The sequence below is a fragment of the Cryobacterium sp. MDB1-18-1 genome, from assembly GCF_004402735.1.
Taxonomy (GTDB): domain Bacteria; phylum Actinomycetota; class Actinomycetes; order Actinomycetales; family Microbacteriaceae; genus Cryobacterium; species Cryobacterium glucosi.
In genome coordinates this window covers 1-19,958 of sequence record NZ_SOFR01000055.1, presented here as the reverse complement: position 1 = coordinate 19,958, position 19,958 = coordinate 1, and the positions used below count along the sequence as shown (strand labels likewise).

Sequence of the window (19,958 nt, the reverse complement as noted above, 5' to 3'; positions counted from 1 at the left end):
CATGCCCGTCGAGACCCCAGCCGTCCTGGCCAGAGTTCGCGAGCGCATCGCCACCCTTGCCGAGAAGCGCCGAACGCTCATCCGGCGGCCGGCCGACCACGTTCGGCGCGGCGAGATCCTCGCGCTCGACGACGACCTGCGCGAGATCATCGGCGGGTTGCGGGACCGCCTCGACCCGTGTGATGCGTCTCCCGAGGTTCCGCTGGTGCTGCTACCCGTCCGCATCGAGAGCAAGCTGACTCCGGGCACTTCGACGCTTCGGGTGCGCATCTCGCCCGACGAGGCGCACATCGACAGCCTGCTGCGCTCGGTGACGGATGCCGAGGTCGCCGCCGGAGCGGCGTACTGGTCGGCCGTCTGGACCGACGTCGCCGATGCGGTCGCCTGGCCCGCACTCAGCGCGGCCGTGGGAGAACGCCGTGCCGGGTGGGTGGCCGAAGTCACGACGCCCACCAACCTCGCCACCCGAGGACAGGGCGCCCCGATCTTCCCTGCATCACCGGAGGAGGTGGCCCACGGCACCGTGGCCCGCTGCCTTCCCGACCAGTTCGTGGTGCGGGTGTTTCCGAACGGAGCAGCACCGATCACGGTGACCGGTTCGCCGGTGGCGACCGACGTGCCGCTCTCGCCGATCGCGTTCGGCGACGACGAGCTGAGCCAGGTAGCCGGCCTCACCGTGCCGGTCGGCTCGGAGTGGACAGTTGACTTCGAGGCGGCCAAGAAGGCGGGCCTGGGGGTGGAGGTGCAGCTGCCCGGCGGCACCACGCTCATCGACCGCATCGTGGTGGTCGGAACGCGCAACTCGGTCTCTGAGGAGGCCAACGCCGCCGACTTCGTCGACCTCCTCACCAGTCACCGGTTCAGCGACGGCGTCTCCCTGTTGGCCGCCGGAACCGCCACCAACAATGCGGATGCCGAACGCTCGCCCTATCGTCCGGCCGCGAGCGCCGGCGCCCCGCCAGTGGAATCGCGCACGCCGTCGCGGGACGCCATCCTGCTCGCGGCAGCTCTCGGTCTCGACGCCGCATCCGTCGAGCATCTCATCCCCGCCGGACCGGTCTCGACCCTGGACGAGGCCCAGGCCGCCGCCAATACCGCACTCTGGTTCGCGACCTGGGAGCCTGTGCTCGAGCGCCTTGACGACCTCGCCATCCCCGCGGTCACCCCGGGAAGCATCGAGTCGGCCAGGCGCCTGCACCGCGACTACGTGCGCGGAGCGGGGGCGGCCCCCGCGCTGCGCATCGGCGCCCAGCCATACGGCGTGCTGCCGGTCACGGATCTCGACGCCTGGCAGCCGCGCTCCGGCGAGACCACGGCGCAGCTCGTACCTCTTATCCGGCGCACGCTCGCCCGTTGGGTGAGCCGATCACCCGTCGTTCCCCATGTGCGTCCCGGAGGCCAACTCGATGACCAGGACCTGCTCGACATGCTCGGCACCAGCCCTGTGGCCACCGGCGTGCGCGCCCGACCGGCGGTCGACGGCCCTCAGCTCGCGTCCTTCGCCGCCGCGACCGGAGCGGATCCCGCCCAACTGCAGGCCGAGGCTCACCTGCGCACGGCCGTGCTGGCGCAGTTCTCCGTCGATGCCGCCAAGATCCTGCAGACTCCGGCGCCGCACGACGACTCCCGCACCATCGGTCTGCCCCTCGTTTCGGAGCGCGATGCCGACGTCGTGGCCGAGATCCTGGCCGGGACAACACCGAAGGTCGACAGCGTGCTGCAGGCCCTGCTCGACATCGCATGGGACGGCGCCAAGCGACTGAGGTTCCGCGCCGCGCCCCAGGAGTTCGTCGGCCCGCTGATCGACTTCGTGGAGCTCGACCCCGAGATCAGGAGGATCATCACGGTGGCGGCATCCGCCGACGCCGCCGTCGACGATACGGCCCCTGAGCGTTTCTTCGCCGCCGCCGAGCGGGTCGCTGCCGTGCAGCACTTCGACGGCCAGCCGACCGAGCGTGTGAGCATCGCCGCCATCGAACCAGTGGCCGAGGCCCGCACCTCCCTGGCGCAGGTGGCGCTCGACCTCGGCGACACGGCGCAGGCGAGGTGGCTCGGCAGCAGCGCCATTACCGAACTGCTCTACGCCTTCGGCGTGGGCGGCGAGGTTCGCGCCGCCATGATCGCGCTCGCGGCGGCGACGCTCGACGAGCGTCGCATCGCCGTCGCCTCTGCGCTCGATCTGGCGTCCCATCGAGTCGACGCGTGGGCGACGGGCGTCGCGACGGCACGCCGGGCCACCCTGGCGGCCACCGCCCCCGTCGGAATGACCATCGGCGCGTTCGGCTACGTCGAGCAGATCCGTCTTGGAACGAACCGAAGCGATCCGGATGGCTGGATCCACGCGCCCAGCAGCTCGCACGCCGTCGCCGCCGGCGTCCTCGCGAGCGCTCACCGCTCCAACATCGGCGCACTGCCGGGGAAACAACCGTTCGCCATCGACCTGTCGAGTCGGCGCGGCGTCGAGCTCCGGCGCGTGCTCGAAGGGGTCGCGGCCGGGCAGTCGATCGGCGCCCTGCTCGGGTACCAGATCGAACGCGGCCTCGCCGGGACCTCGGCGGCCCGGTTCCAGTTGAGCCTGCGGCAGATCGCGCCTGCGGCCACCGATCAGCTCGGCAACGACGAGGCCCAGGAAGTCGCGGCAGCGCGCGTCGCCGCCGCCGATGTCGTCGACGGCGCAGAACTCCTGCGGCTGTTCCCGCTCGATACGCTCACCGTGGTCAACCCGCCGTTGCGCGCCCGCCTCACCCGGAAGCCAGACAACGCCTTCGTCGAGAATTGGGACCCCGTGTCGAACGCTGAGTGGGACCTTCTGGTCGCAGCCATGCGCGGAGCTGCGGCAACACTCGACGCCGTCTCGGATGCCCTTCTGAGTGAGAGCGTCCTGCAGTACTCTTCGGGCAACCCGTCGCGCGCCTCTGCCGCGATGGATGCCATGGCCAGCGGCGCCGCCGTCGATCCAGACCTCGGTATCCTGGGCGTGCGCCAGACCGGTCGCATCCTCACCCACGGCGTGTTCGCGGCCATCCCGGCCGGCGCGACCGGCTGGTCGAGCACCCGCCCGCGCGCGCTCGCCGAACCGAGGCTGGAAGCGTGGGCGGCGCGTCGCCTCGGTGATCCTGCCGGCATCACGGTGACCGAAGCCCCCAACCGTCACACCCTCGCCGAGGCAGGCTGGGCCGCCCTGGACCTGGTCTTCGCGGACGACGCGGCATCACTCGACCGGGAGCTGCGTGCGGCCATACCCGTTCTGGGAGACTCGCCGCTGGCCGACGGGCTGCTGCGCGCCGCCACTCTCGCCGGCAGCCTTCGCTCGCTCGCTGCCGGTGGAACGCCGCTCGGCCCCGACTCCCTCGTGCGCACCGGCGTTGCCCCGGAACGCCGGATCGACACCGACGAGCTGCTCGCGCGTGTGGGCGTTGTGCTCGACGCCCTCGCTGCTGTGCTCGCCTCCGGCCAGGCGGTCATCGCCGCCATCGACTCCGACGACCTCGCGGTCGAAGAGGATGCCGTGGCCGACGTGATCGACGCCGTGCGCGGGCTCGCGGCCTTCGGCGTCCCCCTGATTCCGGATACTGCGATTCCCGCGAACGTCGCCTGGGCCGTCGGCGCGTGGCAGGCGGCGTTCGCACGCCTGGGTCAGGCACGGGCGACGCTCGTGGCCCTGCGCGACCCGGCGCGCGACGTCCCAGCGACCACCGGCGAGATCGTCGACGCCTGCCGCGCCGTGGCCGAGGGGATCCTCGGCGACGGTTTCCTGCTCCTGCCCCTGCTGACGGAGCCCGCCGGTACCGACTCATTCCACACCGCCATCGTAACGCCGGCCATGAAGAAACAGCCGGCCCATGCACACATCAACGCCTTCCTGCGTGATCACGCGACGGTCCAGGCCGGCGTCGGCCGCCTCGCCGAGGCGCAACTGCTCGGAGGGGCCCTCGGCATCCCGATCCCGCTCCGCATCGTGCAGCTCACCGAGCACGACGACGCCACCGGAGATCCGGCTGCGGGCACGGAGCGCTGGCTGGCCGGGTCTCTCCCCGACGACGTCCCCTGGCCGGCGGCATCCGCGAGCCACCTCGTCGTCGAACTCGTCGGCGGCCATGACGACTTCGCCGGCCCATTTGCCGGACTCGCGATCGACGGCTGGGCCGAGACACTGCCGTTTCAACCAGACCCCAAAGCATTCGATCCAGCTGCGCCGGACAACCCGCTGCGCGCGGCCAGGGCCACCACCGGGCTCGCCGTACACGCCAACCAGGCATCGGCCAGGGCGCCGCAGGTGCTGCTCTCCGCGGTGTCGCCAGACGGCACCAGGTGGACGACCGATTCCGTCGTGGCGACGGTTCTGGAAGCCGTGGAACTGGCCAAGGCCCGGCTGGTGACCTATGAGCACACGCCGGGGGACGCGGCCATCCTGCCCGCCATCTACGTGGCGAGCCCCTGGCTGCAGATCCGCACAGGGCTCCAGTTCACGGAGCTGGCCAAGGTGAAATGGTCCGGGGTCGGCATCCCGTTCCTGTCGGAGGTGAAGTGATGGCCGTCAAGATTCCCATCGACATGATGGTCAGCGCGGTGACCGACCAGAACCTGGCGGGGATCCTGAAGCTGCTGCAGGTTGCCGACCCGCCGGCCATGGTGCGGCTCGAGCCGGACTCGGTCACCGGCGACCCTGCCCCGGGTGCCGAGGCGCGCATCGGCGATGCCGCGTGGATGCTCGGTCGGCAGTGGCAGTTCGGCGAACTCAGCGGCGAGGATGCCGGATCCGTCGTGTCGGTGCACGTGGCGTCGAGCGCGCTGCCGATCACGGCCTGGGCCCCCCTGCCGGGCGCCGCGATCGATCTGGCAGACGCCGACTGGCGGCCGTGGCGCGAGGGGGCGCTTCTCGAGGAGCTCATCCAGGACGTGCCGGAGCTCGCGTTCGGCGACGGCCTGCGACAGCGCGCCGAGGCAGGAGCCCAGCTCGTGGACCTCCTTGCGGACGTCGGCGAAGAAGCGCTCGCACGCACGCTCACGGGTCGCCATCCACTCGCCCTCGACGACGACCCGAACGATCCACTCGGACTCGACGACCCGCAGGCCGCCCGCCTCTTCGTCGTACTCGGCGGCGCCGTTCCCGACGGGGGAACACTCGCCACCGAGCTGCGCGCCGGGGATCCCGGCTGGATCGACGAGGCGACGGATGCCGCGGCCGCACGTTCGGCGATCGCCGAGTGGCTGGCCTGGCTCGGCGGCGAGCCGGATTCCGGGGGCGCCTGGTCGACCGAACGCCTGGAGTACCGATTCGCGCTGCGCTTCGGTGACGAGGCTGACGCCGTGTTCGCCCGGGGCACCCAATTCGGCTCGGCATCCGTACGCTGGAGCGACCTCGAATGGGTCGAGGGCGCCAGCGCCGGGCTGCCGGACGAGGCACCGACCGGCACCCCCGTCGGCAGCGAGGCGACCATGCTCGCCACTCCGCTGCGGTTCCCCGGCATGCCGGCCGACCGCTACTGGCAGCTCGAGGACGGCGCGGTCGACGTGGGCGCCATCGAGGCGCAGACGAATGACCTCGCACGGCTCTGCCTTGCCGAATTCGCATTGTCCTCGGGTGACGACTGGCTGGCCGTGCCTGTCGACGGCCTGCTCGGCGCGGTCAACAGGGTCGGAACCGTCACCCTGACCGACGACTTCGGCGACGTGGTGACGGTTCCGGAGCTCGCCGATCCCGCGTTCACCATGTTCGGCGTTGCCTCGGCGGCCGGACGGATGCTCCCCGGCATCGTGCTGCCTCCCGTGGCCGTCGGCACACTCGTGGGCGAGGCCCTCGAAGACGTGCTGTTCTTGCGCGACGAGATGGCCAACATGGCCTGGGCCATCGAGAACTCGGTACAGGGGCGAAGCGGGGATCCGCGGCGGCGCGCGAGCGAGCGTCCGCCCGTCCCCGATCCGTGGCCGGAGGGCCTCACCCAGGGGGAGCGGGCGTACAGGTTGCAATCCGTCGTGCCCGCGCACTGGATCCCGCTGGCACCCGTGGCGTTGACGCCCGGTCAGGTATCGCTGCGCAAAGCCGCACTGCTGCGCGACGGAGTTCCCGTCCTGCCGAGGGGAATCACCCTACGTCCAACGCCCCTGACGTTCCCGGGGGAAGAACTGCCGAGGGAGGGCGTGCACCTGCGTGCCGTGCCGGTGCTGGCGCGGCGGGCCGATGGGCGCTACGCGCGGTGGGCGGCTTATCGGGTGCGCACAGGTCGGGGAGAGGCCTCCAGTCGTCTCGCCTGGGACTCGGCTCTGTCGTTCACCGACATGACGCATCCGCCGACAGTGTAGGTTCAGGCCAGGCCTCAGAGCTGTGCCGATCTGATCCGCACCTCAGCGGCTACCGATGCGAGCGCAGCGGTGAACGCTTCGAGCTGCGCGGCGTCCAGTGTCGTGGTGGAGGCCGACAGCATGTCGGTGAAGTCGCGGTGGATCTCGCCCATGACGTCGTGTCCGTGGGGAGTCAGCTCCAGGTAGAGACTGCGGCGATCGCCGGGGTGGTCGATTCGATGAAGCAGGTCGATGTCGACCAGGCGGCGGGAGATCGCTGTCACGGCTCCCGTCGTCATTCCGAGGTGGGTTGCGAGGTCTTTCGGAGTGATGGACCCCATCCGTGCGATCCGGAAGAGCGCACGGAGTTCGGTTCCGGAGACGCCGGCGCGCTCGGCGATGCGGTGGCGGTTGCCGTCGAGGGCGCTCACGAATTCGGTAGCTGCGGCCGGAAAGCCACTGAGCGTGTGCGGGGGCCGTTCCGAGTGGTCCATGTTTCCTCCGGCCTGCGCTGGAGCGAGCCTTGTGTCGTCACGACTGGTGTACCTGATCCTAGCGAAATCGGGCCAAAAAGATGTTGACGATTTAGCTTACTTACTATGTAATTGAAACACTAAGTTATCTAGGGAACGCTGAACTTCTACGGAGTACGCCATGATTCCAGATATCCTCTCGCACGGACAGTACGAGACCGTCTACAACTTCCTGTCGCTCGTCATCGCGGCGCAGCTCTTCACCGCTGTCTTCCTCGTGATCGCCCTGCCTCGTATCCTGCCGCGGTACCGCCAGGCCATCACGGTGGCCATCGTGGTCTGCGGCATCGCCGCCTACCACTACTTCCGCATCTTCGACTCGTTCAAGGCGGCGTTCGTGACCGATGCCGTCGGCGGTACGGGCGACTACTCTCAGGCCGTCGGCGCCGGCTTCAACGAGGGCTACCGCTACGTCGACTGGCTCCTCACCGTTCCGTTGCTCCTCGTCGAGCTCGTCGCCGTACTCGCCCTCGTGCGGTCCGTCCAGTCGGCGCTCCTGCGGAGGCTCGTTCCCGCCGCGGCGCTCATGATCATCCTCGGTTATCCGGGGGAGATCAGCGGCGACAATGGCCTTCGCGGACTGTTCGGTCTGCTGTCAACCATCCCGTTCGCCTACATCCTCTTCGTGCTCTTCGTCCAACTGAGCAAGTCCCTCGACCAGCAGCCGACCGGTGTCCGCAAGATCCTGAGCCAGCTGCGGTTCCTGCTCCTGCTCAGTTGGGGCGTCTACCCGATCGCGTACCTGCTGCCGCTGCTCAACATCTCCGGATCGGATGCCTGGGTCTACAAGCAGGTCGGCTATTCCGTCGCCGATATTCTCGCCAAGGCGGTCTATGCGTTGATCATCTACCAGGTGGCTCGCATCAAGTCCTTCGACGACGACCCCACATTCGCCGGAATCGAGCTTTCGCGGGATGAGGTCGCGACCCGCTCCTGACTCCGTCCTCGGCGATTCACCTGCGGGCATCGCTCGGTTGATGAGGGTGCCCGCACGGTCGCCACGGTGTTATTTGCCTTCGGCGAGGAGCGACACGGGGTTCCACTCGGCCAGCTCGGCGAGACGCTGGTTGAGCAGGTGGGGCACGGCCTGCGTGGCCATCTCGCCGAAGAACACCCGGCGCGGGGCGGTCTAAGCCCGTGGACGAACCGGTGACGAACCATGCGATGGAGCGCATCGTGCGGGGGAGCGCCCAGCTGAACGCTCGCTACCTCGAAAAGATGCAGCGGGTGCAGGAGCTGCTCGTCGGGCGAGTGGTCACCCGGCTCGCCGGGAGCGTGACTGCGAGCGACCCTCGACCTGCGGCCATCGTTCAGGCGGCACGCGTGGCGTGGCTTGAGTCGGATCAGCAGCGGCCATTCGGTGAGTTCCTCGACAACGCCATGGCGGCCTTCAGGATTACCTAGCGCGTGTGATCACGTCCACGTTCGCCTGCACGGCGTTGCGGGCGCCGGCGCCGTGAGCATCGTCAAGATGCGCCACCTCAAGACCCGCTAGCCGGAATCTGGGAGGATGAAAGGACGTCCGGTAGCACCGGCATCCATCTTCTGAGTCAGGAACCCCAATGACCTTCGGCCAAGCGATCTCGTCCGTGTTCAGCCAATACGGCCAGTTCACCGGAGTCGCCCGCCGCTCAGAGTACTGGTGGTGGGTGCTCTTCGTGACGATCGTCGACTTCGCGCTCAGCACCCTGGATTCGACGATCAATCCCACGTCGGCGTTCGGGTTGTTCTCCACGCTCTGGATCGTGGTCATCGTGCTGCCGTTCCTCGCAGTCGCGGTCCGGCGCCTGCGGGATGCGGGCTTCTCCTGGAAATGGCTCTGGTTCCTGTTGCTCCCGATCGTCGGTGTGATCATCCTGATCGTGCTGCTCTGCCGGCCGAGTAGATAGTCACAGGGCCCCGGGCGCTGGTGTCACCCCTGGGACAGCGGGGCGCGCTTCGACCGGACGACGAGCACGGGGCACGCGGCGTGATGCACGAGCTGGTTGGAGACCGACCCCATCAGCAGGCCCGTGAAGCCGCCGCGGCCCCGCGAGCCGACGACGAGGAGACTGGCGGATTCGGCGGCCTCCAGGAGCACGGTGACCGCACTACCGCGCACGATGCGGCCTGTCGCGGTGAGGCCGGCATCGGTCGCGGCTGTGAGAGCCTCGGCCTGGATGCGCTCACAGACCTCTTTGAAGGAGTCTTCTGGAACGATATCTCCCGGGGTCCCCGCCATGATCGGATACGACCACGTCGTGACGATGGTGAGCTCTGCGCTCCGCAGCTTCGCCTCGACGATCGCCCACTCGAGCGCCTTCACTGACGGCTCTGATCCGTCCACGCCCACAACAATTTGAAACGCACCGGTGTCACTCATGGGATTCGTCCGCTCTCTCGGCAGGACGGCTCGCCCTGTGTGGCCATCATGCGGCCATTGCGTCGCGCGGTCAATGCGAGGTGCCACTGGGCGGTCGGTCAGTTGCGGAGAAAACACCTCGGTGGGGGTGGGAATGTGTTTTCTCCGCAACTCCGTGCGGAGGCGTGAGACTTACTTGCAACCCTTGTTGGTGAGGCCGCTTCCGGCACCGGAGGTCTTGCAATGCACCACGTTGCCCGCGGTCTTCGAGGCGTTGTTGACCTCGTAGCCGGGGACGCCGCCGGTGACCGTGTTGCCGGCGAAATCGTTCCCGCCGCCCCAGCCGGAGAGCACGGAGTGCACCTGGAACGCGTCCTCGAGGGTCGAGGATCCGGAGTTGCCCGAGACCGAATAGCCGTTACCCTTCACGTCGACCCAGGAATCGGCCGAGTTGTCGCCGGAGTAGCCGGAATGGCGGAAGGTGTTGCCGGTGATGCGTCCGCCGGTCGTGCCTTCCTTGATGTCGATCGCCTCCGCGGGGTTGTCCTCGATCCGGTTGTCCTGGATCAGCACGTTGTCGGACTTGTCCGGGCTGGACGAGGAGCCCATGACAGAACTCCAGTTGCTGTTCGCGCTGCCGACGTAGACGCCTTCGCCATAGCTCGCCGAGGTGAGTCCGGTGTCGTGCACGTAGGAGTTGCGCAGCACGACGTTCGTGCTGCTGTGGCGGACGTGCACACCCTCCTGGCCGATGTGTCCGACGTCGACGCTGGAAATGACCGTGTAGTCGGAATCGTCCAGAACGATGCCCTTGGCGGCCTTGTCGACCCGGAACCCCGTGAGGTTCCAGTGTCCTCCCGTGACGTGCAGAGCGTAACCGGAACCGGTCGACCCGGTGGTGAGCACGGCGGCTCGTGAACCGGTGAGGGTGATCGGCGCCGCACCTGTTCCGACGGAGGAGGCCTCGAATTTGCCGGTGTAGGTGCCGTCCGTGAGGTGGATGGTGTCGCCGGGCTTCGCGTTGCCGAGTGCGGTCTTCAACTGAGCGGATGTCGACACGTTCGTGACCGTGGCGGCGTGGGCCGGTCCGGGGGTGAGCACGACCCCCGCCACCGCGACGGCGCCGGTCAGGAGGGCGGCTGCGGCGATGCGGCGCGGCGAAAGTCGCCGGGTGTCGGGGGAGAGTGGGAATGAGCGGGACGGGTGGGTGAATGAGTGGAGCACGAAATCAGCAGCTTCCTGTGGTGTGGAACAGGAAGAATGCCTAACCGGTCGAACCTCGGGTGGACCACGAGATCGACAACTCCCCGTCGGAGTGGACAGGGCACTACGGAACGTCGTCGACGGTACGAAAGCGTCGACAGAATAAGGCAAGTGACATCGGCAGCACCCTGTAATAAGACAGGAGCCGAACCGGTCGCGTGCACGATGGCAGAGGCGGGGCGGGGATCAACAGCAGCCTGCAGATTACGGCAAGAATGCTGCCGGAAACTTGGAACGTTTAGTTCACACGACGATACACGGTCCTGAGGAAAACTCAAATGAACATTTGGTTTTCCCGGGGGTCAACCGTCGGCGCACCGGACGTTCGAGGAACCCTCGCCGGCGTCGGCGGACGTGTTGCTGCACTCGACTACGTTGTTGTTGGCCGGCTTGAGCGCGTAGCCGTAGCCGGGGCCGTTCACCGTGGCCTCGTTGTTACGGAAGGTGTTGCCCACACCCCAGCCGTCGAGGATCTCATGCGTCTGGAACCCATCCATCGGCGAGTTGACGCCGGTGTTGCCATCGATGATCCAGCCGTTGCCCTTGACATCGACCCAGGAATCGGCGCTGGTGATTCCCGAACCGTCGAAGCTGTTCTGCTGGAGGATTCCGTTGCTTGTGCCCTCCTTGATGTCGACGCTTTCCGCGGTCGTCGCCGAGATTTTGTTGCCGATGATCGTGTTCCGGTCGCTCCGGTCCGGCTCGCACCCGCTCACGTCGCACCAGTTGCTCTCGGCCGTTCCGACATAGATGCCCTCACCGAACTTCGGCCGGCGGAGGCCGGTGTCGCTGATCTGGTTGTCGGCGACGCGGTTGTCTGTGCTGTTGTTGCGGAGGTGCACCGCCTCGTCGCCGATCTGGGATACCTGGAGGCCCTGGATGAGCGAGTTCCGGGTCTGGTCCGCCATCACGCCTTTCTGGCCGTTGCGTACGGCGAACCCGACCAGGTGCACGTAGGCGACCCGATCGAGGTGAAGCACGTATCCGCCCTGCACGCCGCCACCGTCGAGGATGCTCCCTGCCGTGCCGCAGAGCGCAACCGGCGCATCGGCGGTGCCTCCACTGCGGAGCGTGAAGGTGCCCTGGTAGACGCCGGGGGCCAGACCGATCACGGTCCCGGGATTCACAGCGTCGAGGGCCGCCTGAAGCTCGCGCGCGGTCGTCACCGTGACCGTGAACGGCGGGCAGCCGGCCACGGTCTCTGGTACCGGAGGAGCCTGTGCCGTCGACGGGGGTGAGGTGGGTTGGGTGATGTTCTGGGTCTGGCCGGTGATGGCGACGATGGCCATGACGGCGACGCCGATGATCGCAAGGCCGAGGATGCCGACGGTGAGCACCCACTGGAGGCGCGACGGCGTGCGGCGGCGCGCCGGGGCATCCGCCCGGTCGTCGCTATCGGGCATCAGGGGGCGCCGCCGACGGACTCGCGCGAAACGATGCCGCGTGAGAGCGACGTGAGCGGTACACGCTCGGCGTACGGATGCCGGATCGCACCGAACTGGGGACCGCTGCGGGTGAGTGCCGTCACGAGAAGCAACAGCGCGAGCAACAGCCAGACCACGGTGAGTGGCTGGAACACGAACCGCGCAACGGTGATTGCCGTCGTCGCGCGCTGCCAGCCGGCGAGGTTGTTGCCTGCGACGACGGCCCCCGACGAGGTCTCGTCCCACACCGGAACGGCGCCGGAGCCCGAGAGCGCGTTGCTCACGACCCTCACCGACCTGGCGTCCCCGACGAGGCTCACGGCGTGGTTGGAGACGGCTCGGATGGTGTTGTCGGTGACACTGGCACCGGCGTTTCGAACGTACACGCCGGTCTGGCTGCCGCTGATCGCGTTGTTGCGCACACTCGTGTCGGTGACCCGGTCCCGGATCGCGATCGACTGGCGGGCCTGGTCCTTCAGGGTATTTCCGGCCACGACGACACCCGATGCCCCGTCGTCGAGCACGATGCCCATATCGTTGCGTGCGATGAGACTCGAGTACACCCCGAGCGCCTGACCTCCGCTGAGTTCGATCCCGTACCTCCGGTTGTCTTCGACCGTGCTGCGGGTCACTGTACTCGAACCGAAGGATTCCACACCGGTTCCGATGGCACTCGGACCGTCGGCCAGCGAGCGGCCGTCGATCGACACTCCGTTACGCCCGTTGTCCGTTGCGGTGATCTGGTCGAACATGATCCCCGAGCTCGATCTGGCCACCGTGAATCCGTCGACGCCGCTGTTGACGGAGCTCGTCCGGGTTACCGTCGTGTCGGTAACGAACCGATGGAAGACGAGGCCGTCGACGAGGCTGTTCATGATCCGGGTGTCGGTGATGGTGACGCCGGCGGCGTGCGTGATGAAAAGACCGAAGGCGTTGCCGTCGATCGTGACGTCCTGGAACCCGGCGGACAGGGTCGCTGCGGAGGGCCCGCTCGAGGCGACGGATCCGGCGGGAGCACGCAGGAGTTCGGGAGGGAGCACGGGGGCGCCGGCGAGAGGGGCGCCTGCGAGCGGGCCTGCGCCGGCCGGGGCGGAGGTATCGGCCGTGCCGGAAGCATCCGCCGTGACCGAGCCGTCGGCTCCTGACGTGTCCGTACCGGAGGCATCCGTCCCTGAGAGCGCGAGCCCGCCCGTCTCCCCGCTCCAGAACCCGAGGTTCGCGATGCGCGCGTGCCCGACCGAGACCGTGCCGTCGATCATCCGGAGATAAGCGCGACCGTCGGACGTGTCGGTGTCGACCGCCCCGGTCCGGGTGTTCCAGCTCTCGATCGCCACGGGGGCCGTCGCCGTGCCGTTGATGAGGACGGAGCCGCCGAGTCCGATCACGGACACGAACGTGCTCGGGTCGCTGCGGAGCCGCAGGGTGAGCCCATCCGTCGCGGTCAGAGACAGGGTCGCGCCGGTCAGGACGACGATGTTCTCGGAGAGCAGATAACCGCCGTCCGGTTGCCGCACAAAGGTCGTCGGGGCGAGGGTGAGCAGGTCGGACACGAGGTAGGGCTGTGCACGGGCCGGCAGGACGAGGGTCACGGAACTGCCCGTGGTGAGTCGGTAGGGGCCCTGGAGCCCGGCGACCCGCCACTGGGCGGATGCCGAGACGCTGCGGACATAACTGAGCCGGGCCTTCTCCGCGTTCACGAGGCTCGTCTCGCGGGTCGGGTCTCCGGGATAGAGCACGCCCTGGACATTTCCGTTGCGCGCGATCTCGGCCCGCCCGAAGGCGCTCGTGGGGGAGCGGAACACTCCCGTTGCGACGAGGATGAGCGCTGCCGCGAGTACCCCGGCGAGGATGCCGGCAAGCATGCCCAGCAGCACGAAACGTGCGCCGGGAGGATGCCCCGACTGGCGGTGCCTGCTCGCGATCACCGTCACCCTCGGTGTCCGGGTGCGGGGAACCCGGACCGGCGCAACCCTGGTCCGGGTCACGGGGCCACCGCCGCCTGGGTAAGGGTGCGCGCGTCCTGGCCGTCACCGCCGATGGTGTCGTTGTGGCGGGTGAGCCAGCCCTGCTTGTTCATGGTGACGAGGGCATACGTCTTGATCGGGAGGGCGACGAGGATGACGGCGAGGGCGAGCAGCGGCAGGAGCAACAGGTCCTTCGGGTGGCGGCGCAGGTGTGAGATCCCACGGATGCCGCGGCCGAGAAGCAGCCAGCCGATGGCTGCCGCGAACCCGGCGACGCTCAACTCGAGGCGACTGAAGACCAGGTAGAACAGGGTGATACCCATCGTGAGCGGGGTGAGGAGGATCTGCAGGACGGTCACCTTGGTGATGAACGGTACCCGCCAGAGCCAGCCCCTGGCCATGGCCGTGAGGTAGCACCGGTAGGAGTTGCGACTCCAGCGCACGCGTTGCTTCACGAACGCACGGAAGCCGGTCGGGAACATCGAGAGAGCGCGCGCGGATGCCTGGTGCACGGTCTTGTAGCCCGAGGCGAGCACGAGCCACGTCAGCCGGCCATCATCGCCGGAGATGCAGCGTCGGCCCAGGAAGAATTCGTTCTCGAGATGGTCGAGCACGGGCAGGACCGCGGCACGGCGGTACACCGCGGTCCGTCCGGACACGCAGGGCACAGCCCCTGCCCGTCCCATGGCGGGGACGTAGTCGAGGTAGCGCAGGTCGACCAGCCAGTCTGCGATCCGTCGCCAGACGCTCGTGCCGCTCTGGTAGACGTTCTGCCGGGTGCCGACCGCCCCGACCAAGGGGTCTTCAAAGGGCATTTGCACGTTCCGGAGCAGGTCAGGCTCCCACCAGGTGTCCGAGTCGGTCAGGACGAGCAGGGTGTGCCTCGCCTCCCTGATCCCGGCCCCGAGTGCTGACCTCTTGCCGACGTGGTGGAAGAGGATCGGCCGGACACGTGGATCGCCGATCCGGACGATGCGTTCGTAGGTGTCGACGTCCGCGACGTCGAGCACGATCAGGATCTCGTCGGGATTCTGGGCCCGCCACGTATCGAGACAGCTCAACAGGATGTCCGGATCCTCGTGGAATGAGGGCACGATCACGGAGGTCGACGTCCGGAAGTCGGTGACGATCGGCGGGGCCCGATGCGACAGAATGAAGCGGTAGAGCCAGAGTCCCCAGACGATGGTTCCGGCAATCGCCAGGGGAAAATAGGAAGCCACGACTGCCTCGTCGTGCACAACCGCATTCCCGATGGCGCCCCAGTCGAACGCGTAGCCGGGGTCAGCGGACACTGTCGTTTCTGGTGGCATAGGGATCGGGTTCCTTGTGCTCGATTGTGCTGGTCAGCGTTACCACGGGCTGACTCGTCGAAGGTGTGCGTTGATTCAGTTGCGAGATTCCGTTCGCACCCAGGAGCGCGGCGTGAGGTCTCTACTGAACCAAAGTAGACAATTCCTCACGTTTTGCAACCGCAGTGTGTGGATACACAGGGAGCTCTTACCGTGAGCTAGTCTCTCCGAGGTTCACGGGCATCCGTTGTGAACGGATTGACCCCGGTGATGCGCTCGACAAGCCCGATGGCATGGCGCAGGATGGCACGGGGATCGGCGGAGTAGTCGGATTCCGATGCCTTGCGCATCGCGAAGCGGAGGATGCTGACCGCCAGACCGACGACCATGTGCGCCTCGTCGAGAATGTCCGGCGTGGTCGCCTCCGTGCGTCCGCGGGCCTCGAAACGCTGGAGGACGATGCCCGCGAGCCGGTCTTCGAGTTCGGCAAGACGGATGATCTCGCTTGAGAACAATTCGGGGGTGTTCTCGATGAGCGTGCGCCTGGCCCGGAGAACGTCGCGGTCCGGCTCGCTCGCGACAATCGCGGACTCGATCATCAGGACGAGTTCGGCGAGCACGGATCCACCGTTGCCCGTGATGAATCTCTTCACCGCGCCCTCGGACGGAATGGGAGGGGACGCTCCGAGGAAGGCGGCCTCCTTCGTCGCGAAGTAGTTGAAGAAGGTGCGCTGGGAGACCTGGGCTGCTTCGCAGATCATGTCGACGGTGACGTGGTGGTACCCGTGTTCACTGGCCTGGCTGATCGCGGCTGCTTCGAGCGCGGCCTGGGTGGCGGCGCGCTTGCGGGCGCGCAGCCCCTCGTCGGGCCCCGGGCCGGTGGGGGTGCTCTGCGTGGATGCCGCGGAGCTACTCATACCGCAGCGCGTCGATGGGGTTCTGACGTGCGGCGGCCCTCGCAGGCAGGGTGCCGGCGAGGAACGCGATCAGCATCACCACCCCGACGATGATGGCGATCGAGGCCGGAGCGAACTGCACGACCTGGAGACCGGGCAGGGCCGAGAATATCCCGTTCGCGAGGAGGTTGCTGATGAGCGAACCCACACCGATCGCCGCGATGACGCCGAGTGCGCTGCCGAGGAAGCCGATGAAGACCGCCTCCATGCTGAACAGGGCATAGACGCGGCCGCCGTTCATGCCCATGGCCTTCATCAGCCCGATTTCGCGGGTACGTTCCTGCACGCTCATCAGGAGAGTGTTGACGATGCCGAATCCGGCGGCGATCAGGGCGATCACTGCGAAAGCGTTGAGCACGCCGATGATGACGTTGATCACAGTCTCGAAGGCGCCGATCGTGTCGGCAACTGTCTGCGAGGAGTAGCCCTGCGCGCTGAGGTCATCCTTGATCGCGGTGATCTGTGCTTTCGTCGCCGAGACGTCGAAGTGCGCGACCGCGGTCGCATAGCCGGCGGACACTCCAGCGGGCTCACCGGTGGTTGCGACGGTGTGCAGGTGGGCGACGAGGCTCCGGTTGAGCCCGGCCCCGCTGCCGAGGAGCGTCTCGTTCTGCACGCCGACGACGGTGGCCGTGACGGTCTGCTGGGTTCCGGTGTAGTCGGTGATGCCGATGCTGACTGTTGTGCCGACGGCCGCCTTGGCGTCCGCGTAGCCGAGGTTGTCGAGGTAGGTCGTCGGCAGGAGGAGCTGGTCGCTCGAACTGCTGTTGTCGAGCTGAGCCCCCGCGGCGAGGTCTGCCGTCGTGATGGTCCCGGTCTGGCTGACCGTGAGCTCGAACTTTCCGTTTCCGGCATATTCGACGTAGTCCGGCGAAACCCGCACGGCGGGGTCGACGCTCAGGATGCCTGCGGTCGCCTTGATCTTCGCGAGGTCCGCCGTGGTCAGCGCCTGGATGGTCGAGCCGGGGCGCGACCCGTTGCCGAGGCTCACGGTCGTGGACTTGCTCGGGTCGTAGGCAGCCGGTCCGTCGCTGGCCGTGGCCGTCGCATCCGCTGCCTTGGTGATGGTGAGCACGTCGGCGGCGCCGATCGCCGAAACCTGTCCGTTGATGTAGGCGGTCACGCCGGTGCCGATGCCGCTCGTGATCGTCAGCGTGAAGGCGCCGATGAAGATGGCGACGACGGTGAGACCGGTGCGGAGCTTGTTGCGGAAGCTGTTCTGGATGGCGGAGCGGACGATATCGAGGAACTTCACGAGTGGGCCCCGCCTCTCTTGTGGGTTCCCGTGGGGGAGTCGGCGGTCTCTTCGAGGCCGTCGCGGATGAAGATCTGGCGGTCGCAGCGGGCTGCGAGCTCTGTGTCGTGGGTCACGATGATGAGCGTGATGCCGTTCTCCTTGTTGAGTTTGAAGAGGATGTCTTCCACGACCGCTCCAGTGGCGGAGTCGAGGTTTCCGGTGGGCTCGTCGGCGAAGATGACCTTGGGGTTGTTCACCAGCGCGCGCGCGATGACCGCGCGCTGCTTCTGGCCACCGGAAAGGTTCTTCGCCTTGTTCTTGGCCTTGTCGGCCAGTTCGAGCTGTTCCAGTGCGGCCATGCCGCGGGACTTGCGCTCCTTGGCCCCGACGCCGGCGATCGTGAGGGGAAGGACGACGTTTTCCAGCACAGTCGCATTCGCGGTGAGGAAGAACTGCTGGAACACGAAACCGAAGTCCTGGTTGCGGAGCCGGTTGAGTTCCTTCGCCTTGAGCTTCTTGGCGTCTGTGCCTTCGACGAGGAGAACGCCGGAGTCTGGATCGTCGAGGAGCGCGAGAAGGTGCATGAGCGTCGACTTGCCCGAGCCGCTCTTGCCGACGATGGCGACGGACTCGCCCGCCTGGATGTCGAGGGAAACGCCCTTGAGCGCATCAAAGCGGTTGGCTCCACTGCCATAGGACTTGCCTATGACCTGCGCGGACAGGACGGGAACACTCATGCTGGCTTTCCTTCGTTGGGTGACTGGAGCGCTTCGCTCGACCCGCGGAAGCCGTCATGGCCAGCGGATGCTGGCGAAAACAGTGCGCAGACAATAAATTTACAGTAGCTGCACATTCACGGCGCTCGCTGGGAGACGACTGGGAACCAGCCGACATTCATCTCCCAGTCATCCCAGCGTACGACGTGCATTCCGGGTGTCACGCCAGCGGATGTCGGCCGGTGCGGTTCAGAGGTCGAGGGTCTCGTTCGGTTCGAGGGCGAAGAACTCCCCACCGACCTGTTCGGTCGCCGCGGTGATGCGCAGATTGGAGAGGTCCTTGCCTGCGCGCGACAGCAGCATTTCGTGGGTCGGGAAGGTGCGGCGCGGCTTCACGGCGAGCACGTAGTCGATCACTTCACTGATCTTCAACCAGGGCGCGCCGGCCGGAACGGCGAGCGTGTCGACATCCACTCCTGCCGGGACCGTGAAGGAATCGCCGGCGTAGTACAACCGGTCGTTGACGAGCACGCCCACGTTGTCGATCACGGGGATCGAGGAGTGGATGACGGCGTGGGTGCGCCCGAAGAAGCGAAGGGTGAACTCGCCGACCGTCACGGTGTCGCCGTCGTGGACGACTTCGACGGGGTATCCCGATGCCGCTGCGACGACCCCCGCCGGTCCGAAGATCCGCACATCGGGGCTGAAGGCGATGATGCGGTCGAGCTGTTCGGGGGTCCAGTGGTCCGGGTGCTCGTGTGTGATGACGACGGCATCCGCCCGTGCCGTGTCGGTCACTGCCGTCGTGTAGGAACCCGGATCGATGTAGAGCTTGCGTCCCGCTACCTCGACGATCAGGGCCGCGTGCTCGAGCTTGGTCAGTTTCATTTCGGTCCGTTCTGTCGGGTGTCTGGACCGAGCTAATACCCAGATGGCCGGGTGATGCAAGCCGACGACGTGCCGTGTCGTCTGCTCGGTTTGGAGCGGACCCGATCCGTGTGGCATACTCGGTAAGTTGCAAAAACGGCCCCATCGTTTAGCGGCCTAGGACATCGCCCTCTCACGGCGGTAACGCGGGTTCGAATCCCGCTGGGGTCACAATTGCCCGGTTCCCTTGAAAATAGAGGGAACCGGGCTTTCTTGTTTAAGCGCCCCGGAAGGGTCGTTTTCGGGTTTGGCAATATTCTGGCAATATCCGATTTGCAGGCCATCTGATCGAGGGCCGTTGCGACACTGTCAGGTGCCCCAAGCCCAGCACGGGCGTGCAAGGCCTTGTGCCCGGCCGCAAACGAGTTCAGCGTGGGAGCATGAGACGAATTATGTTCGGTGGCGCCTCGTTCTTGACGGCAGATCGAATCGGTGACGCACTCGTTGCCCTTTTGGTCGTCCTCAATGTCAAGAGCTGCTCCGCGGTCGCGCGCATTCCCGTTGTTCTCATCAACGGCACGATCGTGACTGCAACGTTGCTCCTCGCACCGGCAAGCCCGTTCCTGGTCATTCCAGAAGAATCACCGTGGCCTGAACCCGATGCGTCGGAGACCGTCACTCACCTCTCGAATCTCGAAGTGCTGGCTTCCGCCCCGAGCCAGAACGGGTACCTGGAAACGATCGCAGTCCCGGACTGCGAATGGAGTGACCCGGACCTGGACGATCTCTGATGATGACGAAGTAGGTGTCAGACCGCGAACGGCACGTCTCCCTGGTGTAGCCAACGGGGGTCGGGATCGTGACGATGCGAATCTGTTTGTGCCGATTGATGTTATTCCGAAGTCGGTGGAGTACGTTGCGGATATGCAACGGAGGCGTGTGAACCAAGCAGGTAGTAAGAATCGCGGGTGCGATGTCGATGCCTGATGTCGGCGGCCATGACAAGCTGCCCATAGGCGGCCATGGAACTGCCCGCTGACGGCCAGTAGAACTGCCCGCTGGTGGCCATGAGATCTGCCCACTTCC

At 67.0% G+C, this 19,958-nt stretch carries 17 protein-coding genes and 1 tRNA gene; 7 read left to right on the top strand and 11 right to left on the bottom strand.

The features are described 5' to 3' along the window. The first annotated feature begins 1 nt into the window (after window position 1). On the top strand, window positions 2-4,531 hold the full coding sequence (locus E3O50_RS14035; protein WP_134559371.1) for a hypothetical protein: 4,530 nt from the start codon (window positions 2-4) through the stop codon (window positions 4,529-4,531). Continuing rightward, window positions 4,531-6,303: a hypothetical protein gene (locus E3O50_RS14030; RefSeq protein ID WP_134559369.1), complete on the top strand. Its 1,773-nt coding sequence runs from the start codon at window positions 4,531-4,533 to the stop codon at window positions 6,301-6,303. The genes E3O50_RS14035 and E3O50_RS14030 overlap by 1 nt, the downstream gene beginning before the upstream one ends. 14 nt (window positions 6,304-6,317) lie before the next feature. On the opposite strand, the gene E3O50_RS14025 is transcribed toward E3O50_RS14030, so the two are convergent. Next, on the bottom strand, window positions 6,318-6,776 hold the full coding sequence (locus tag E3O50_RS14025; RefSeq protein ID WP_134447412.1) for a MarR family transcriptional regulator: 459 nt from the start codon (window positions 6,774-6,776) through the stop codon (window positions 6,318-6,320). Window positions 6,777-6,936: 160 nt separating this feature from the next. Between E3O50_RS14025 and E3O50_RS14020 the strand changes: the two genes are divergently transcribed. The 3 genes from E3O50_RS14020 (at window position 6,937) to E3O50_RS14010 (ending at window position 8,704) form a co-directional block, all read left to right on the top strand. Beyond that, on the top strand, window positions 6,937-7,752 hold the full coding sequence (locus E3O50_RS14020; RefSeq protein ID WP_134447413.1) for a bacteriorhodopsin: 816 nt from the start codon (window positions 6,937-6,939) through the stop codon (window positions 7,750-7,752). 200 nt (window positions 7,753-7,952) lie between these two features. Next, window positions 7,953-8,219, top strand: a complete 267-nt coding sequence (locus E3O50_RS14015; protein WP_134447415.1) for a hypothetical protein — start codon at window positions 7,953-7,955, stop codon at window positions 8,217-8,219. Window positions 8,220-8,377: 158 nt separating this feature from the next. After that, complete coding sequence (locus E3O50_RS14010; RefSeq protein WP_134559367.1) at window positions 8,378-8,704, top strand: DUF805 domain-containing protein; 327 nt, start codon at window positions 8,378-8,380, stop codon at window positions 8,702-8,704. Between the two features lie 23 nt (window positions 8,705-8,727). Here the strand turns inward: E3O50_RS14010 and E3O50_RS14005 are convergent, their stop codons facing one another. The 9 genes from E3O50_RS14005 to E3O50_RS13965 all read right to left on the bottom strand — a co-directional run bounded on the left by E3O50_RS14005 (window position 8,728) and on the right by E3O50_RS13965 (window position 18,893). Continuing rightward, entirely contained in the window at window positions 8,728-9,141 is a 414-nt protein-coding gene (locus E3O50_RS14005) for a universal stress protein (protein ID WP_241975375.1), read from the bottom strand. A gap of 207 nt (window positions 9,142-9,348) precedes the next feature. Next, the gene (locus E3O50_RS14000; protein WP_166790660.1) at window positions 9,349-10,380 is read right to left on the bottom strand and encodes a right-handed parallel beta-helix repeat-containing protein; all 1,032 of its coding nucleotides are present in this window, start codon (window positions 10,378-10,380) and stop codon (window positions 9,349-9,351) included. A gap of 341 nt (window positions 10,381-10,721) precedes the next feature. After that, a complete protein-coding gene (locus tag E3O50_RS13995) occupies window positions 10,722-11,822 on the bottom strand; it encodes a right-handed parallel beta-helix repeat-containing protein (RefSeq protein WP_134559363.1) in 1,101 nt (366 codons plus the stop codon). Next, window positions 11,822-13,828 carry a right-handed parallel beta-helix repeat-containing protein gene (locus E3O50_RS13990; RefSeq protein WP_134559361.1) on the bottom strand — a complete coding sequence of 669 codons (2,007 nt, stop codon included), beginning with the start codon at window positions 13,826-13,828 and terminating at the stop codon, window positions 11,822-11,824. The genes E3O50_RS13995 and E3O50_RS13990 overlap by 1 nt, the downstream gene beginning before the upstream one ends. After that, window positions 13,825-15,117: a glycosyltransferase gene (locus tag E3O50_RS13985; protein WP_134559359.1), complete on the bottom strand. Its 1,293-nt coding sequence runs from the start codon at window positions 15,115-15,117 to the stop codon at window positions 13,825-13,827. The genes E3O50_RS13990 and E3O50_RS13985 overlap by 4 nt, the downstream gene beginning before the upstream one ends. 197 nt (window positions 15,118-15,314) lie before the next feature. Then, the gene (locus E3O50_RS13980; RefSeq protein WP_134447429.1) at window positions 15,315-16,013 is read right to left on the bottom strand and encodes a TetR/AcrR family transcriptional regulator; all 699 of its coding nucleotides are present in this window, start codon (window positions 16,011-16,013) and stop codon (window positions 15,315-15,317) included. Further along, a complete protein-coding gene (locus tag E3O50_RS13975) occupies window positions 16,006-17,307 on the bottom strand; it encodes an ABC transporter permease (protein ID WP_134447431.1) in 1,302 nt (433 codons plus the stop codon). The genes E3O50_RS13980 and E3O50_RS13975 overlap by 8 nt, the downstream gene beginning before the upstream one ends. Further along, window positions 17,304-18,026: an ABC transporter ATP-binding protein gene (locus E3O50_RS13970; protein ID WP_134447432.1), complete on the bottom strand. Its 723-nt coding sequence runs from the start codon at window positions 18,024-18,026 to the stop codon at window positions 17,304-17,306. The genes E3O50_RS13975 and E3O50_RS13970 overlap by 4 nt, the downstream gene beginning before the upstream one ends. A 228-nt stretch (window positions 18,027-18,254) precedes the next feature. Next, a complete protein-coding gene (locus E3O50_RS13965) occupies window positions 18,255-18,893 on the bottom strand; it encodes an MBL fold metallo-hydrolase (protein ID WP_134447433.1) in 639 nt (212 codons plus the stop codon). 137 nt (window positions 18,894-19,030) lie between these two features. On the opposite strand from E3O50_RS13965, the gene E3O50_RS13960 reads away from it, so the two are divergent. Further along, a tRNA-Glu gene (locus E3O50_RS13960) sits at window positions 19,031-19,103 on the top strand. Window positions 19,104-19,324: 221 nt separating this feature from the next. Continuing rightward, window positions 19,325-19,663, top strand: a complete 339-nt coding sequence (locus tag E3O50_RS13955; protein WP_134559357.1) for a hypothetical protein — start codon at window positions 19,325-19,327, stop codon at window positions 19,661-19,663. Window positions 19,664-19,764: 101 nt separating this feature from the next. On the opposite strand, the gene E3O50_RS19500 is transcribed toward E3O50_RS13955, so the two are convergent. Continuing rightward, the coding region (locus E3O50_RS19500; protein WP_206750885.1) for a hypothetical protein at window positions 19,765-19,958 on the bottom strand (194 nt) is incomplete at its 5' end.